Origin of the sequence: Pseudarthrobacter sp. Y6 (genome assembly GCF_050156205.1) — a bacterium.
GTDB lineage: Bacteria > Actinomycetota > Actinomycetes > Actinomycetales > Micrococcaceae > Arthrobacter.
This window is the reverse complement of record NZ_CP189574.1, coordinates 3,712,337-3,728,617: the sequence shown is the minus strand read 5'-3', so window position 1 is coordinate 3,728,617 and position 16,281 is coordinate 3,712,337. Positions and strand designations below refer to the sequence as shown.

Annotated in this window: 15 protein-coding genes and 1 pseudogene; 8 read left to right on the top strand and 8 right to left on the bottom strand. The window is 66.5% G+C overall.

From position 1 onward, the window contains the following. The first annotated feature begins 41 nt into the window (after positions 1-41). A complete protein-coding gene (locus ACQCSW_RS17890; RefSeq protein ID WP_426988017.1) occupies positions 42-932 on the top strand; it encodes a helix-turn-helix transcriptional regulator in 891 nt (296 codons plus the stop codon). 189 nt (positions 933-1,121) lie between these two features. Here ACQCSW_RS17890 and ACQCSW_RS17885 read toward each other — a convergent pair. From ACQCSW_RS17885 to ACQCSW_RS17875, 3 genes and pseudogenes are all read right to left on the bottom strand, one after another. Next, positions 1,122-1,280 (bottom strand): annotated as a pseudogene (locus ACQCSW_RS17885) (SDR family NAD(P)-dependent oxidoreductase); the annotation flags it as partial. Between the two features lie 29 nt (positions 1,281-1,309). Then, a complete protein-coding gene (locus ACQCSW_RS17880) occupies positions 1,310-2,347 on the bottom strand; it encodes an alcohol dehydrogenase catalytic domain-containing protein (RefSeq protein ID WP_354251068.1) in 1,038 nt (345 codons plus the stop codon). A 116-nt stretch (positions 2,348-2,463) separates the two neighbouring features. Further along, entirely contained in the window at positions 2,464-3,585 is a 1,122-nt protein-coding gene (locus tag ACQCSW_RS17875) for a DNA alkylation repair protein (protein ID WP_426988014.1), read from the bottom strand. A 187-nt stretch (positions 3,586-3,772) separates the two neighbouring features. On the opposite strand from ACQCSW_RS17875, the gene ACQCSW_RS17870 reads away from it, so the two are divergent. After that, the gene (locus ACQCSW_RS17870; RefSeq protein ID WP_426990731.1) at positions 3,773-4,480 is read left to right on the top strand and encodes a phosphatase PAP2 family protein; all 708 of its coding nucleotides are present in this window, start codon (positions 3,773-3,775) and stop codon (positions 4,478-4,480) included. Between the two features lie 23 nt (positions 4,481-4,503). After that, a complete protein-coding gene (locus tag ACQCSW_RS17865; RefSeq protein ID WP_354251066.1) occupies positions 4,504-4,794 on the top strand; it encodes an MmcQ/YjbR family DNA-binding protein in 291 nt (96 codons plus the stop codon). Here the strand turns inward: ACQCSW_RS17865 and ACQCSW_RS17860 are convergent. Further along, on the bottom strand, positions 4,783-6,264 hold the full coding sequence (locus ACQCSW_RS17860; RefSeq protein WP_426988012.1) for an AAA family ATPase: 1,482 nt from the start codon (positions 6,262-6,264) through the stop codon (positions 4,783-4,785). The genes ACQCSW_RS17865 and ACQCSW_RS17860 overlap by 12 nt on opposite strands. A 97-nt stretch (positions 6,265-6,361) precedes the next feature. On the opposite strand from ACQCSW_RS17860, the gene ACQCSW_RS17855 reads away from it, so the two are divergent. Next, on the top strand, positions 6,362-7,909 hold the full coding sequence (locus ACQCSW_RS17855; RefSeq protein ID WP_426988010.1) for a GH1 family beta-glucosidase: 1,548 nt from the start codon (positions 6,362-6,364) through the stop codon (positions 7,907-7,909). Positions 7,910-7,936: 27 nt separating this feature from the next. Here ACQCSW_RS17855 and ACQCSW_RS17850 read toward each other — a convergent pair whose 3' ends face one another. Then, the gene (locus tag ACQCSW_RS17850) at positions 7,937-9,019 is read right to left on the bottom strand and encodes an App1 family protein (protein WP_426988008.1); all 1,083 of its coding nucleotides are present in this window, start codon (positions 9,017-9,019) and stop codon (positions 7,937-7,939) included. A gap of 137 nt (positions 9,020-9,156) precedes the next feature. On the opposite strand from ACQCSW_RS17850, the gene ACQCSW_RS17845 reads away from it, so the two are divergent. The 4 genes from ACQCSW_RS17845 (at position 9,157) to ACQCSW_RS17830 (ending at position 13,195) form a co-directional block, all read left to right on the top strand. Continuing rightward, positions 9,157-10,962, top strand: a complete 1,806-nt coding sequence (locus ACQCSW_RS17845) for a glycoside hydrolase family 15 protein (protein WP_426988006.1) — start codon at positions 9,157-9,159, stop codon at positions 10,960-10,962. A 69-nt stretch (positions 10,963-11,031) separates the two neighbouring features. Next, the gene (locus tag ACQCSW_RS17840) at positions 11,032-11,325 is read left to right on the top strand and encodes a YegP family protein (protein WP_426990729.1); all 294 of its coding nucleotides are present in this window, start codon (positions 11,032-11,034) and stop codon (positions 11,323-11,325) included. Continuing rightward, the gene (locus ACQCSW_RS17835) at positions 11,325-12,035 is read left to right on the top strand and encodes an HAD family hydrolase (RefSeq protein WP_426988004.1); all 711 of its coding nucleotides are present in this window, start codon (positions 11,325-11,327) and stop codon (positions 12,033-12,035) included. The genes ACQCSW_RS17840 and ACQCSW_RS17835 overlap by 1 nt, the downstream gene beginning before the upstream one ends. Before the next feature lie 146 nt (positions 12,036-12,181). Then, a complete protein-coding gene (locus ACQCSW_RS17830) occupies positions 12,182-13,195 on the top strand; it encodes a hypothetical protein (RefSeq protein ID WP_426988002.1) in 1,014 nt (337 codons plus the stop codon). Positions 13,196-13,262: 67 nt separating this feature from the next. On the opposite strand, the gene ACQCSW_RS17825 is transcribed toward ACQCSW_RS17830, so the two are convergent. From ACQCSW_RS17825 to ACQCSW_RS17815, 3 genes are read right to left on the bottom strand one after another with little or no spacing between them, the layout of a single operon-like run. Beyond that, on the bottom strand, positions 13,263-13,640 hold the full coding sequence (locus tag ACQCSW_RS17825; protein ID WP_426988000.1) for a sterol carrier family protein: 378 nt from the start codon (positions 13,638-13,640) through the stop codon (positions 13,263-13,265). Between the two features lies 1 nt (position 13,641). After that, positions 13,642-14,658, bottom strand: a complete 1,017-nt coding sequence (locus ACQCSW_RS17820) for an asparaginase (RefSeq protein WP_426987998.1) — start codon at positions 14,656-14,658, stop codon at positions 13,642-13,644. Positions 14,659-14,694: 36 nt separating this feature from the next. Further along, the gene (locus tag ACQCSW_RS17815; protein ID WP_426987996.1) at positions 14,695-16,272 is read right to left on the bottom strand and encodes a molybdopterin-dependent oxidoreductase; all 1,578 of its coding nucleotides are present in this window, start codon (positions 16,270-16,272) and stop codon (positions 14,695-14,697) included. Positions 16,273-16,281: the final 9 nt, after the last annotated feature.

The window sequence follows — 16,281 nt, the reverse complement described above, 5'->3', positions numbered from 1 at the left end:
AGTGCCTGCCGCCCGGGACCGCCGACGCCTACCGTAGGGGTATGGGAGATGTGCGCGCGGACATAAAAGAGTTTCTAAGTTCGAGGCGGGCGCGGATTTCGCCGGAGCAGGCCGGCTTGCCTGCGTACGGCGGGAATCGGCGGGTCGCCGGCCTGCGGCGTGAGGAAGTGGCAATGCTGGCCGGTGTTTCCGTGGACTACTACGTGCGCCTGGAGCGCGGCAACCTCGCCGGGGCATCGGAAAGCGTTCTGGATGCGCTCGCGCGCACGCTGAAGCTGGACGAAGCCGAACGGGAGTACCTTTTTGACCTCGCCCGCGCTGCCGGGCCGGTTCGCAGGAGCCGCAGCAAACCTCCCGGCACTGTCCGGCCTGAAGCCCAGCAGGTACTCGATGCAATGTCTGACGCGCCGGCGTGGGTTCGCAACGGCCGCCATGACATCCTGGCTGCAAACCGGATGGGGCGTGCCCTTTACTCGCCCGTGTTCAAAAGCGCGCACCGGCCCGTGAACACCACCCGGTTTACCTACCTTGACCCGGCGGCCCGCGAGTTCTGGCGTGACTACGATCAGATCGCCAACGATGCCGCAGCGATGCTCCGGCTTGAAGCAGGCCGCCATCCCCACGACCCCGAACTGATCCGGCTCATCGGCGAACTGTCCACCCAGAGCGAGCTGTTCCGGGAACGGTGGGCTTCCCGGGACGTGGTCTTCCACCGCAGCGGGCTCAAGCGCTTGCATCACCCGGTGGTGGGGGACCTCGACTTGAACTACCAGTCCATGGAGCTGCCCAGCGAGCCGGGCGTGGTGCTGAACGTCTACACCGCACCGGCGGGCTCCCCTACGGCCGATGCCTTGCAGCTTTTGGCGTCCTGGGCTGCCACGCACGACGAGGCCTTTGCCGAACCGGGACCAACTGCTAAGCACCCGCAGTAACGCCGCGCCGCGGCCCTGCTGCGGGTGCGGGTCGTCGTCTTCCTACTTCGTCAAGGGGTATTCGTCGGCCGTGAGCTTGGCACCCCAGACTGTTTCGGGCTCATCGGTCCCTTGACGGTGGGACTTTTCGGTTGCTTCTGCGTGCTCATGGTTGTCCTCCTCGGATGTCCGTGCTGAGGATGACGGTCCGCCGGGGAGGACTGCTTTGATCATACTGACGGCGCCGAAAAAGTTAGTGTCGAACAATTGCCGGATGTCGGCGTCGTCCGCTTCTTCAACAGCGGCACGGTAGCCGTAGCCGGCGTTGTTGACCAGCACGTCAATGCCGCCGAAGCGCGTCCGGGCCTGCCACGGTTGTTTCCTTTTCGAGAGTGGAGCTACGGACGGACGAGGACCTTCAGGGCCTCGCGGGAATCCATGGCGCGGTAGCCGTCGGGCACGTCGTTCAGGCTGATGGTGCGGTCGAACACCTTGCCCGGGTTCACGGTGCCGTCAAGGACGCCCGGCAGCAGCGTCTCGATGTAGGCGCGGACGGGGGCCGGGCCGCCGGTGAGCGTGATGTTGGGGCCGAACATGGAGCCGAAACCAATCGGAGCGTCCTCATACTGCGGAACGCCCACGCGGCTGATGACGCCGCCCGGGCGGATCACGCCGAGGGCCTGGTCGTACGCCGGCCGGTGCCCCACGCACTCAAGAACGGTGTGCGTTCCGTCGCCGCCGCTGAGCTCGCGCACCTTCTCGATGCCGGCCTCACCGCGCTCGGCGACGACGTCGGTGGCGCCGTATTCGACGCCCAGGTCAGTGCGGGCCTTGTGCCGGCCCATCAGGATGATCTGCTCGGCACCCAGCTGCTTGGCGGACAGCACCGCCATCAGCCCGACTGCGCCGTCACCGATGACCGTGACAGTGGTCCGGGCGTTGACGCCTGCCTTGATGGCGGCGTGGTAACCGGTGCCGTAGACGTCGGAGAGGGTCAGCAGCGACGGCAGCAGCTCGCTGTCCTCGCCCACAGGGGCCTTGACCAGGGTCCCGTCAGCGAACGGGACACGGACAGCCTCGGCCTGGGCGCCGCCAATTCCGCCGGCGGCCCAGAACCCGCCGTGGCGGCAGGAGGTCTGCAGACCTTCACGGCAGAAGTCGCAGGTCCCATCGGACCAGGCGAAAGGGGCGATGACGAAGTCGCCCTTCTTCAGGGTGGACACGTCCTTGCCCGTTTCCTCGACAACGCCGATGAACTCGTGGCCCATGGGGCTGCCCTGCCTGGACGAGGGCATGCCGTGGTAGGGGTGCAGGTCGGAGCCGCAGATACAGGAATTGACGATCCGCACGATGGCGTCGGTCGGATTCTGGATGACGGGGTCGGGTACGTTCTCCACGCGCACGTCACCGGCGCCATACATGATGGTTGCTCGCATTTTGTTTCCAATCCATTCGTCAGGGGCTGGAGCCCGGGTGTTCCTTCACTAGCCAACCGCACATTCCGCATGTGTGGGAGTGGCTGTTGATACAGGTACCCGCAGTGCCTCCCACCTCAGAGGTGGAGTTCGAACTCTGTGTGCCCGTGCCGGATCCCGTTGATTTGCAGCTCAAGGGCATGGATCCCGGGGTGGTGCACTCGGGTGGTCATCTGCCGGAAGGCATGACGCTTCGAGAGTGACCGCGTCTCACCGGCGGTGAGGGTGAGCGCGGCGATCTTGAAGACCTTGGCCGATTGTGTGCCGTTGGCTTTGACGTAATGGACCACGTAGTCAATGGCGAACTTGGCATCGCCGTTCCCAGTGTTGGCGATCTCGAAGTCGAAGGCCAGTTCTCCGGGCATAGCCACCGAGTGCCGGTCCAGCCGCGGCCCCGTGACGGCGAGCGACGCTGGCGTGAACCCCTGCAGCGAGAGCGCACCGGGGTGGGCCTTTTTGATCAGGGTCCGCAGGCCATGCCTGACCACCCATGCGGTGTTGGCGTCCGGCGCGGCCAGCCAGCGAGCCGCCGTCGCCACCACCAGCGCGGGCGCGTGCCGCGCGACATCGTTGAGATGGTTCGCCACCGAGCGCCGCACGTACTCCGAGGGATCCCGGTACAGGGCGTCCAGGACCGGGAGGGACGCCTCCGGATGAAGCACGACGGCGGGAACCCGCACCGCCCAGGGGAGGTAGGGCCGCGTCCCCTCGCTGGCCAGCCGCCGAACATGCTCATCCGGGTGCCCGGTCCAGCCCTGGATAATCTGCAGGGCACGCTCCAAATCCGCGGCCAGCAGCCGGCGGATGGCGAACTCGCCGGTCAGCCTCGGGGTCAGTTCCGCCAGGAGGGCCAGGCAGTCGTCAACGTCGCGGCCGGGATTCAAGCCGCCACCTGGTTCAAGAGCCAACGTCACTGCGGCCTCGGAAACCGGCCAGAGGATCCAACCCGTGAAACCGGCTCCGGAAAGGGCGCTCCGGAAGATGCGTGCCGCCGTCGGATATCCCGGATCCGGATGCTGCCGCACATCCGCCAGCAGCGCACTGCTTACCGCATCCGTCCGGCCGCGCAGACTGAGCTCGTCCAAATGTGCGGCGGATGCAGCCACGTGCGGCCAGTCCGATCCGGGAGCGGCCTCGGCCAGGATCCCGGCCAGTGTTTCCACGCCCTGCCGGTTGATCAGCTCATTCATCGCGCCCATTGAGTCAGGCTAACCCGGCAGGCCGACATGCCTGACGGGGGGGTGGGCCAACGCAGGGCATAAGGGATAATCTTCACCTTAAGCACTCAGCAACGGCGCACGGAAGGAAACCACAGTGGCAGAGCAGGCAGGCAAGAACAGTCTTTGGCGGACCTTCAATGACAAGTTCGTGGTGGAGGAACGTTTCATGGAACCGGCCGCGCGCAAGGCTCTGTACCGGACCGCTGTGGTGCTCATCGGTGTGGGGGCCCTGCTGTTCATCGCCACCCTGGTGGGTGTTGTGCAGAGCCACACCGGCCCCTGGGGTCCTGACGAACCCATCCGCGACTGGCTGCTCTCACTCCGGTCAGACACCCTCACAGCTGTGATGATCTTCCTTGCGGTGGTCTTCGGCCCCGTTGCCCTGCCCATTATCGTGCTGGTGGTGACGGTGGTCTGGGGGTTCGCGGCCAAGCACGCCTGGCGGCCCATCGTGCTCGCCGCCGCCATGCTCACCGGTGTGGTGATATCGCAGATCATCCTGGCGATCGTCCAGCGCTCGCGGCCCCCGGTGGAGCTGATGCTGTTCGGCGCCGACCACACCTTCTCGTTCCCCTCCGGGCACGTGCTGGGTGCCTGTGACTTCCTGCTGGTGACAACGTTCCTGGTGTTCTCGCGACGGAAAAACCCGAGGTCGGCCGTCGTCGGCTTCGTTGGCGCGGGCATCGGCATAGTCCTGGCATCGCTGAGCCGCCTGTACCTCGGCTACCACTGGCTCAGCGATGCGCTGGCCTCGATTACCATCTCCGTGCTGATCCTGGGTGCAGTGATCGCCCTGGATACGTGGCGGACCGCCCGGATCCCCGGCGAACGGATCACGGGCGAGCTCTCCAAAGCCGACGCACCGGGGGAGTAGCCACGAAGTCAACCGAGGACGACGTGCGGCGGAAGTGCCTGGCACTGCCCGGTGTCACCGAACGCAGCAGCTGGAACCAGCCCGCCTGGTTCGCGAAGACCCTGATGGCGCGCATGTGGGAGGACGGCGTACTGACGGTGAAGACCACCGAGCGGGAGGCACTGGCCGGCACGGAACCCGGTACCTATTTCTGGACCCCGCACCATGAGCGTTCGCCGCAGCTGGTGCTGGTCCGGCTGGCCCGCATCGGCGTTGAGGAGCTCGGTGAATTGCTGGAGGAGTCCTACCGGCTGGCGGGCGGCCTAGGATCCTGAGCGGCCCGGCCCAGGCATGCCAGGCCCGGGGAAGCCCGGCCCAGGGATGCCCGGAGCAGGCATGCCGGGCACCGGGAAACCAGGCGAACCGGCCGCGTCCGTGCCGCTGCCCAGCAGGCTGCGGGTGAGGGTTTCGGCGTCGGCCATCAGGTCCTCCACGGCGGCCGCCAGATGGGAATCGGACACCGGCGCGTCATCCAGCGCCGCAGCCACCACGGCGCGCCGGACCAGTTCCCGGGCGAAGGATGCGGTGGTTCCCGCCGTCCGTTCCGCGGCGGCATCGAGCGCCGCCGGGCTGAAGGCCACCAGGCGGCCGTACAGTTCCAGCAGCCGAACCCGCTCGGCATGGGCCGGGAGCGGGATCTCCACGGCGAGGTCCACCCGGCCAGGGCGCTGCGCCAGCGCCCGCTCCAGCATGTCCGGCCGGTTGGTGGTGAGCACAAACGCGACGTCGGCGTCGTTATCCAGGCCATCCATTGCGTCGAGCACCTCAAAAAGCAGCGGCTGCGGCCCGTGCCCGAAACTGCGGTCCTCGGCAATCAGGTCGCAGTCCTCCAGCACCACGATCGAGGGTTGCAGTGCCCGGGCCATGCGAGCCGCCTCCGAGATCCTGGCGAGCGACCCGCCGGAGAGGAGGATCGCCGTCGCGCCTTCACTCTGGCTCAGCAGGTGCCGCACGGTGTGCGTCTTGCCGGTCCCGGGCCGGCCGTACAGCAGGATGCCGCGTTTGAGGTGCTGGCCGTGCTGCTTCAGGGACGCCCGGTGCGTGGCGATGCCCACGGTGTGGTCCGCAACCTTCTGCAGCAGGCCGTCGGGCATGATGACGTCCGACGCCGGGAGGCTGGGGCGGTGGTGAAACGTCACCCCCGCGGTGCTCGGACCATACTCGGACATGACCAGGGATATGACCTGGCCCTTGAGGACGCTGTTGTTGTCCATCCGGAGCCGGAACTCCGCCAGGAATTCCGTGGCTGTTCGCGGCCCGGCGGCCAGTACTTCCAAGGTGGCGGTTTGGCGCCCCGTCCGCGGGTCCGCGTCGCGCTGAAAGACCGCCAGCCGGTGTCCTTCGAAGCTGAAGAGCCAGAGCCCCATGGCCACAGCCTGTCGCTGTGTGTCTGGCCCTACCGCAAGGTTGGTGTAGTCGGGCTGGGCGAGCGGGAACTGGGGAAACAGCTGCGACTGCTGCACCATGTCGCTGAGTGTCTGGTGGTGCCGCTGGGCTCCGCCGATGCCCACCAGCCGGCTGTCCGGATCGTGGCCCGCAAACTCCGCCATCAGGATGTCCGCGTCCACAAACCGGTGCGGCGGGATGTTTTCCACCACTACGGAGAGGCCCTCAGCCGGCTCTCCCAGGTGCTCCGTCAGCGCCTCAAGCAGCTGTTTTCCCGCCTGCTGCCGGTAGTTTCCGGCCTGCGCCAGCTGAACCAGCTCGGAAAAATCGTCGATGAACTTCCCCAGTTTTTCATCCATGCACAGACCCTAGCAGCCCCCTCCTCAGCGTCGCTTCCATGTGCCATTCTGGGTGCTACCCGTTCGACATTTTCTCCCGCATAAGAAGGCTGACTCCATGCACATTTCCGCCAAGGACCTGGCCGCCCTCATCCCTGCGGACTTCACGCTGGGGGTGGCCACCGCAGCCTTCCAGATAGAGGGCGCGCTCACCGAGGACGGCAGGGGCCCGGCGGGCTGGGACGTGTTTTCGGCCAAGGATGGAGCCATCGTGGACGGCCACAGTCCGGCCGTAGCCTGCGACCACTATCACCGCATGCGCGGCGACGTGGCACTCATGAAGCAGCTGGGCGTCGACTCGTACCGGTTCTCGCTGTCCTGGCCGCGGATCCAGCCCAACGGCAGCGGGCCGGTCAATCCTGCCGGGCTGGCGTTCTACGACCGGCTCCTGGACGAGCTCCTGGCCAACGGGATTTCGCCCATGGTCACCCTCTATCACTGGGACACTCCACTGGCACTGGACGACGCCGGCGGCTGGATGAATCGCGATATCGCCTACCGCCTGGGGGAGTTCGCCGCGATCGCCGCCGCTGCGTACGGCGACCGCGTTGCCCGCTGGGTCACCATCAACGAGCCCGCCACGGTCAGCACCAACGGCTACACCATGGGCCTGCACTCACCGGGCGAAGCGCTTATGCTCAACGCGTTGCCCACCGTGCACCACCAGCTGCTGGGCCACGGGCTCGCCATGCAGGCATTGCGGGCGGCGGGGGTTCCCGGCGAGATCGGGATGACCAACGTGTACTCGCCCATGGTCCCGAATTCCATCAACCCCCTGGACAGGATCAGTGCGGGCCTGATGGACATCGCACAGAACCGGCTGTATGCGGACCCCGTCCTGACGGGCCAGTATCCGGATCTCATCCGCGCCGCGAAGTTCTTCGGCTCGTTCGACCATCCGGACGAGGACATGGAGATCATCTCGCAGCCGCTGGATTTCTACGGCCTGAACTACTACATGCCCACGAAGGTGGCTTTCGGTCCTGGTGAAGGGGCTGTGCCGGCGAGCATGGCGGAGGCCTTGGGCAGTGACTTGAGTGCGGCCGGCAACGGCTCCACGCCGTTCCACGTCGAGGCCTGGCCCGAAGCGGACATCACCTCCTATGGCTGGCCGGTGAAGCCCGAGTACATGCGGGTGGCGCTGAAGGAAATGGCGGAGCGGTACCCGCATCTGCCACCGGTGATCATCACTGAGGGCGGGGCCAGTTTTGAGGACATCATCGTCCGCGACAAGTCCACCAACACCACCTTCATTCCGGACGAGCGGCGGCTGAAATACCTGTCGGACCACATCGAGTCAGCGCTGAAAGCCACGGCTCCCGGCGGCGACGCCGAGGGCATTGACCTCCGCGGCTACTACGTGTGGTCACTCATGGACAATTTCGAATGGTCGGCAGGCTACAACCAGCCGTTCGGCCTGCTGCATGTTGATTTCGAGACCCTGGAGCGCACGCCGAAGGCGTCCTACTTCTGGCTTCAGGAGCTCATCGAGGAGCGGAACCTTGCCGCGGCGGCGGGTGCCGCCGTCGCGCAGGCCGCCAGCCCGGAACCGGACATAACGGAAGCGCCCGACGACGACGTGACCACCTCGGGTGCCACGGCCTAGCCTGGCGGGGCTACTGGCCTGCTGGGGCTAGAGAAGGTCCAGGACCTTGAGCTGTTTGGCCATCCCCGCGCCGTCGGGCGAATAGATCCAGGGCACCACCGAGGTGGTGTGGTCGCCGTCCTCGGAGTGCCCGCCGGCGAAGACGGACTCGCTGACGGAGAGTTGCCGGATGGCGATGGCCGCCACTTTGTCGGCGTTTCCCTGGGCAAAGCCTGAGTAGATCTGTTCGTCGTGCTGGCCGTTGTCGCCGATCAGGAGCCAGCGCACGTCCGGGAATTCCTTGGCAAGGCGTTCGAGGTTGCGGTGCTTGTGCTCCTGCCCGCTGCGGAACCAGCGGTCCTGGGTCAGGCCCCAGTCGGTGAGCAGGAGGGCGCCGGAAGGATACATGTTCCGGTTCAGGAACCGCGCCAGGGTGGGGGCGGCATTCCACGGACCTGTCGACAGGTAGATGACCGGTGCGTCCGGGTGTTCAAGGGTGAGCCTGTCCAGCAGGACCGCCATCCCTGGCGTGGCCATCCGTGCCCGTTCGCTCAGTACAAAGGTGTTCCATAGTGCCAGGAACGGCCTGGGCAGGGCGGTGACCATCACGGTGTCGTCGATGTCGGACACAATGCCGAACTTCGCGTCGGCCCCGATCACCTGGATCAGCGTCTCCACGGGTTCTGTTCCCTCAGCCCGCAGAACGGCGGTGTGCCAGCCGGGGGAGAGCTTCACGTCCACCACCGTGTCGATCAGACCGCCCCGGTCTGCCTTGACCCGGGTGGTGACGCCGCCGATGGTTATCTCAACCTCGGTGTACTGCACCGGGACGCTGGTGAAGGCCCGCCATCCGCGGACGTTCTGCGTGCCGTTCCGGGCTGCGTGTTCGGCGCGGCTGCCTGGGGCGGGTCTCCGGGTCAGGAGGACGCGGCCAAGCACGCGTACCCAGCCGGTTGAACCGTAGCCCTGGTACGCAATGGTCTGTGACATGAAATTCCAGCGCTTGGCGAGCCGGATGCGGACGCCGTTGACGACGTTGGAGATCCGGTGCGCCAGACGGAAAAGCTGGGTGCCGGACAGTGGTGCTGGGTGCGGAGTGTTCTGCGGTGCGTTCTGAGGAGCCCTGTCCATGCCTACCACTCTGCCACAGCGCAGCCGCGCGTCGGGCACGTCAGGCGGTCCCGCCGTCGTCCGTGACGTCAGCCTTCAATCAGGAAGGCGGAGTGCGTACCCAACCCCATCGGCAATCCGTGTGGCAGGGTATGGGCATGGCGCGCATTGAAGATTATGCAGTTGTCGGCGACCTCCATACCGGCGCCCTGGTCAGCACCGAGGGCTCCATCGACTGGCTGTGCCTGCCGCGCTTCGACTCCCCGGCATGTTTCAACGCGCTCCTGGATACGCCGGAGGCCGGACGTTGGCTGCTGGCACCCGAGCGTGGCGGTACCTGCACCAGGCGCGGCTATCGGGACAGGACCCTGATCCTGGAAACAGAATGGGATACGCCGGAGGGCACTGTCAGGGTTATTGACTTCATGCCGCCACGCGACGAGGTGGCGGACATCGTGCGGATCGTCGAGGGCGTGAGCGGAAGCGTCAGGATGCACGGCGAACTGGCGCTGAGGTTCGACTACGGGCACATCGTTCCCTGGGTGCGGCGGGACAAACACGGCCTGCATGCCATCGCCGGCCCCGACGCCGTCTACTTTGTCACCAAGGCGCCCCTTCACGGCGAGAATATGCACTCCGTCAGTGACTTCACAGTCCAGGCGGGGGAGCGCGTTTCCTTTGTCCTGACCTGGGCGCCCAGCCATGTTCCCCGCCCCCACACGGTGGACGCCGAGGTAGTTCTGGGCACAACCCTGGCCTTCTGGCGCGGCTGGGCGTCCCAGTGCACCGTCGAAGGCAAGTACCAGGATGCCGTGGTCCGTTCACTCGTGACGCTTAAGGCCCTTACCTACGCTCCCACGGGCGGCATCGTCGCTGCCGTCACCACGTCCCTCCCGGAACAGCTCGGCGGTCCCCGCAACTGGGATTACCGTTACTGCTGGCTGCGGGACGCCACCATGACGCTGCAGGCGCTGCTGGCCGCCGGCTACACCACCGAGGCTGCCGCGTGGCGTGACTGGCTGCTCCGTGCTGTGGCAGGCGATCCGGCCGACCTGCAGATCATGTACGGGATCCACGGCGAACGCAGGCTTCCGGAGATGGAACTGCCGTGGCTTGCCGGGTATGAGGGGTCTAAACCGGTACGGATCGGGAACGGCGCCGCGGAGCAGCTTCAGCTGGACGTCTGGGGCGAGGTGCTCGATTGCCTGGCCCTGACCCGGAATTCGCTGCTGAAACACACGGATGAATCCTGGGACGTTCAGGTTGCCCTGATGCAGCATCTGGAGACCATCTGGGACCAGCCGGACAACGGACTCTGGGAGATGCGCGGACCGCGGCGCCATTTCACGCATTCCAAGGTCATGGCCTGGGTGGCCGCCGACCGGATGGTCAAGGGCGTCCGCGACTTCGGCCTGCCCGGCCCCGTGGAACGCTGGGAGGCCCTTCGCGACACCATCCACCGGGACGTCATAGCCAACGGCTTCGACCCTGCCCGCAACACCTTCGTGCAGTCATACGGGCGGCCCGAACTGGACGCCAGCCTCCTGCTGATCCCGCGGGTGGGCTTCCTCCCGCCTGATGATCCCCGGGTGCTGGGGACTATCGACGCGATCCAGCGCGAACTCACCGAAGACGGTTTTGTGCTGCGTTACCGTCCGGCCGACAGCGACGACGGACTCCCGGGGGCCGAAGGCGTTTTCCTGGCGTGCTCGTTCTGGATGGTGGAGGCGCTCCTGGGCGCAGGGCGCACCGAGGAATCCACCGAACTCTTCGAACGGCTCCTCGAACTGCGCAACGATGTGGGCCTGCTAAGCGAGGAATGGGCAGTCGGGGCAGGGAGGCAACTGGGCAATACGCCCCAGGCCTTCAGTCACTTCGCGCTTGTGACAAGCGCTCTTGAGCTTCATCAGGATACAGTTCGCCCCAGTGATACACCTCTCCCCCGGAACCCGGAGGAGAGGTAAGTATACTTACTAAACTCGCGGAGCGCTCCTAAAAGGCACAGCGCCGTGACTGAACGAGGGGTGGTTGTAATGGCCGGACATTTTGAGCTGGTGGATGCGCCTGACGGCGGCTACAGGGTACGGATGCTGGACGGTTCAGGAAACTTGATCGCTATCTCGGTGACCTTTCCAACCAAGCGCGCCGCCGTCGCCGGCATTGGCATGGCCCGCGAGATTGCCGGTACGGGCTTGATCAGGGACTACAGCAGCAACCGCGCTGGAGCAATCATCCGGGACCGGACTGGCCCCGTGTCCTCCCCGAAGGATAATGCGGCTGCCCGCGGCAAGAAGGTGTCCGGGGCTGCACGCGCCGTAGCAGGGTGATGGTCACCCAAAGCCATGCCCTGGCCCGCGGACGGCGGTGGGGCGTACTCTTTGATGTCGACGGGACCTTGGTGGACTCCGCCTATATCCACACCTTGGCGTGGTGGCAGGCGTTCCGCCAACACCAGCATGACGTCCCCATGGCCTCCATCCACCGGTGCGTTGGGATGGGCGGAGACCGTTTGGTTGACACCCTTCTTCCCGCTGGCCGGGACAGGAACGCGGACGTCGAGATCCTGGCCAGCCATGCAGCGATCTTCGCCCTGAGTTGGCCGTCGCTGCGTCCGTTCGACGGCGCCAAGGAGTTGCTTGCCCAGTGCCACGCAGGGGGACTCGCCGTCGCACTGGCATCATCGGCGCGCAAGCAAGACCTGGCGGCCACCCGCAAAGCCCTCGGCGCGGACTCGTTGATCCATGCTGCCACCAGTGCCGACGATGCCAAGGCGAGCAAACCTGCCCCGGACATCCTCGTGGCGGCGCTTGAGGCGGTCGGCGTCCTGGCGGCCGACTCCGTCTACGTGGGCGACGCGGTGTGGGACATGCAGGCCGCCGCCGCGTTGGGTATCCCCGCCATTGGCGTTACCTGCGGCGGGACCAGCGCCGCCGAGCTGCGGGAGGCCGGTGCGGCCGAGATTTACGACGGCCCCCGGGACATTCTGGAGAACCTGCAGGCAACCGCCATCGGCAGGTTGCTGACGCCGCCGGCCTGACCCACCCGTCAGCCCCCCAGAGTTTTTGTCCAGATAATCCCCTAAATCGGACCCGTCGACCCCATTATCTGGACAAAAACTCCGTGTCGGGGAAGTCGCCCTGTGGATAACTCAATACTGCCGCGCGATGGGTGCCTCAATGGACTATGAGCAGACTGCAGCCACTACCGGAACAGATCGGCGCGAGGCCGTTTACGCTGACCGAGGCCGCCTTGGCGGGCATCCCCGCGAGCCGGCTGCTCGGCGGCGACCTCCACCTGCCAAGCCGCGGAATCCGCGTCCCAAAATCCTGCAAGCACAGTCTCCATGCACTCGCGAGGTCCCACACCCAGTTGGATGAGGACACCTTCGCCAGTCTTATGACGGCAGCGGAGGTTCTCGGCGTTCCCCTGCCGCCGTGGGCCCAGTTCAGGCCCGACGACGGCGGCCCGGTGACAGCCGTCGTCGAACCTGTTCCATGGGGCAAGAAAAGCGGTCCTCACTTCCGGGAGCCCGGCCGCTTCCTGCACCTTTCGCGCCGTAACGCCGGGACGCTGCCCCGGCGCAGGGGCGTGGCGGGCCACCGGCTCCGGATCCGCGACGGCGACATCATCAGCGTCGACGGATTGCTGTTGACCTCACCAGCGAGGACTTGGGTGGACCTGGGGTCGGTCCTGCCTCTGGAGGACCTCATTGTTGCCGGCGATGCGATCGTCAGCGAGCACGCCCGGACGTTCGGCACGCCAAGGGTGGCCATGGTTCCCCTGCCTGAGCTCCGGACGTTTGTGGCCAACGCCAACGGCATCCACGGTGTACGCAAGGCTAGGATCGCGCTCGAATCCCTGCGCGCCGGCGTCGATTCACCCCGGGAAACTGTGCTCCGCCTGATGCTGGACGACGCCGGGCTGCCGGAGTTCCTGCCCAACTTCCCCGTTGACGACATTCTGGGCCGGCCAGTGTGGACGGATCTTGGCTGCGCCCGGTTCAGGACGTGCATCGAATATGAGGGCCTGCACCATTTGACGCCAGAACAGCAGGCGTTGGACGCGTACCGCGATCAGCGGGTGGCCGACTCCGGGTGGCGGCAGGTGAAGATCAACAGAATTGATATGGCCTATGGCGCCGGCTGGGTGGTAACCCGGGTGAAACAGGCGCTCCGCAAACAGGGCTGGCAGCGCTGAGAGTTTTTGGGCAGATAACGCGCCGAAAATCGTCCGGAAGGGCCAATAAGTGGACAAAAACTCGGGGTCAGAGGGGCAGCAGCGCTGAGAGGTCAGCGCGCAGACCGGAGGCGGACACCCTGTTCGCCGCGACAGCGTCGGCCCAGCTCAACTTGCCGGTCACCATCCCAAGCCAGGTGGCGGCGTCGCACTCGATCACGTTCGGCGGGGTTCCGCGGGTGTGCCGCGGCCCCTCCACGCACTGGGTGACGCCGAACGGCGGCACCCGCACTTCGACCGAATTCCCCGGCGCCCGCGCGGTCACCTCCTCCAGTGTGTACCGCACGGCCGTGGCCGTGACGTTGCGGGGGAGTGGAACGTCCGACGGCGACGCGGCGGCTTCCTGCCAGGCGGCCAGTGCCGCAGTGCCTTCTTCAATGCCGATCCGACGGCGCGCTACAGCCATGTCAGTCCAGGAGCGCGGACACGGCCGGACCCAGGCGGATCTTGCCCACCTCGTGGCTGCCGCCCATCACCGGGGCCACCACTTTTTCCAGGACGCTGGAGACGCCAGGGATATCCACGGCGCCAACCGCGGCGAGGAGGGTCAGGCCCACCAGCGAGGTGGCGCGCAGGTTCCCGTCCAGCATCTTGATGGCCACCGAGACACCCTGGGGTGTGGCCATGGCCAGGACGCCCTCGGCGCCGATCTTGGCGATGATGCCCAGCTCGTCCATCACGATGGTGTTGGCCTCGCCGCGGCCCTGGACGGCCCACGGGTAGTCGAGCATGGACGTGGCGATGGTGGCGGCGCGGGCGTTGGAGGTCTTGTCGCTAGGAGCCTTCGCCAGCATCGAGAATGCGCGGGCCAGCCCGGTCAGCGAGATAGCGGCGACGGGGGCGCCGCACCCGTCAATGCCCAGGTGCGCGATGCGTTCGCCGGTGTACTCCTCGATCACGCTGCGGACGCGTTGCTGCAGGGGATGGTTCGGCTCAAGGTAGCTGTGGGTGTCCCAGCCGTTTTCCGTGCATGCCCACAGGAAGGCGGCGTGCTTTCCGGAGCAGTTGAAGGCGAGCTTCGATTTTCCCCGCTCGGAACGCACCATCCAGTTGCGGGCCGTCTCGTCCTGGGGCCAGGCAGCGGGGCACTGGAGCTGGTCCTCCCGGACGCCGGCGGCCTTGAGCATCCCCTCCACCACATCCATATGGTCCAGGGAACCTACGTGGCTGCCGCAGGCCAGCGCCACCTGCGCGCCGCGCAGGGGGACTCCGGACTGCATGGACGCCAAGGCCTGCAGCGGTTTGAGCGCGGACCGTGCGTACAAGGGGGTCCGGATGTCGCCGAGTTCGGTGACGACGGACCCGTCGGCGGACAGTACGACGGCGGAGCCAATGTGCCGGGACTCCACAAAACCGCTTCGTTCAACAACGGCGAGTTCGACGGCGGAGTCCACGGTGAACGTGGCATGCGGGTTGTGCGGCATGTTGCCAGTCTAGGGGCGGAATCGTCGAATGCCGGGCTACTCCACGGTGACCATGACGGACTGCCAGCCGGAGGCGCCGTCGGGTACCGGATCGGCCCGCTGATCGGTCTGGACCTCGCCTGTTCCGTCGGTGGCGCGGACCTTGATGTAGTGCGGTCCGGGCGTGGCTTCCCAGTCGAAGGACCACTGGCGCCACGTGATGAGGGACGCCTCGGTGGACAGGACGGCCTCGGCCCAGGGGTTGTTGTCGATCTGGACTTCCACCTTGGTGATGCCACGGGTCTGCGCCCATGCCGTGCCGCCGATCGCCACCCGGCCGGCCGGCACCTTGGCGAAGGACCTCGGGACTTCCACCCGTGCCATGGTCTTGATGGGGCCGCGCTCGGACCAGCCGCGCTGGGTCCAGTAGGCCTTGCTGTCCGCGAACCGTGTGACTTCCAGGTCCACCACCCACTTGGTGGCGGAGACAAAACCGTACAGCCCGGGCACCACCATCCGCACCGGATAGCCGTGCTCGAGCGGCAGCGGCTCGCCGTTCATGCCGATCGCCAGCATGGCGTCGCGGTCATCCTGCAGGACCTCCAGCGGCGTGGAGGCGCTGAAGCCGTCGATCGACGTCGACAGCACCATGTCCGCGCCGTCCTTGGGACGTGCCCGCTTGAGGACCTCGCGGATGGGCAGCCCGAGCCAGCGTGCGTTCCCGGCGAGGTTGCCGCCCACGGGATTGGAGACACAGGTGAGGGTCACGTGCGATTCGATGAGGTCGGCGTCGAGCAGGTCCTGGAACGTGAGGCGGACCTCCTGCTCCACCAGCCCGTGCACCCGGAGCTCCCAGTCAGCGGCGTTGATTTCCGGAACGCTCAGGGCGGTGTCGATCCGGTAGAAGTCACCGTTCGGGGTCAGCCACGGGCCGACGCCGGCAGCGGGGGACTGGACACCGGCGGGCACAGCCGCGGCGGCCTTTGCCGGGGTGGGCAGCTGCAGGGCTTCGCGGGCCTTAGAGATGTTGCTGCGCGCGGCACTGAGCAGGCGTCCGCCTGTGGCCGCGATGCCGGCGCCGATCACTGTGATTCCGGCGGCGGCGAAGAAGCGGCGGCGGCTGGTGGCGGGCCGGTCAGGTTCCTCGGCACCCGTGTCGGCGGGTGCCTCGGGCCAGGACTTCAGCCGCCAGAGCGGGGCGATCAGCAGCCGCAGCACTACCAGCCCGGCCACTGTACCCAGCACGGTGGGGATGGCATCCAACGGTTTCACGCTGGCCCGTGTCACCACGCTGACCACGATCACCGCGCCCATCAACAGCACGCCTGCCACGCCCAGCGCCCACTTGCGGTAGGCCACCACACCCAGCACGCAGGCCAGCAGGAAGATGGTCAGGCCCATCCCCGCGAAAAGGGCTGCTTTGTCATTGGTGCCGAACGTTTCGACGGCAAAGTTCTTCATCCACAGCGGTGTGAAGTCGATGAAGGTGGACCCCAGCGCGATCACCGGGGTAGCCCGGGCGGTAAAGAACGCCCCGATCAGTTCCGCAACGGAAAGTACGACGGCGGCAGCCGCCACGCCTGCCAGCGCGGCCATTGCGGCGGGATCCTTGAGCCACTTCAGAAGCTTCTTCATGCCTTGGAT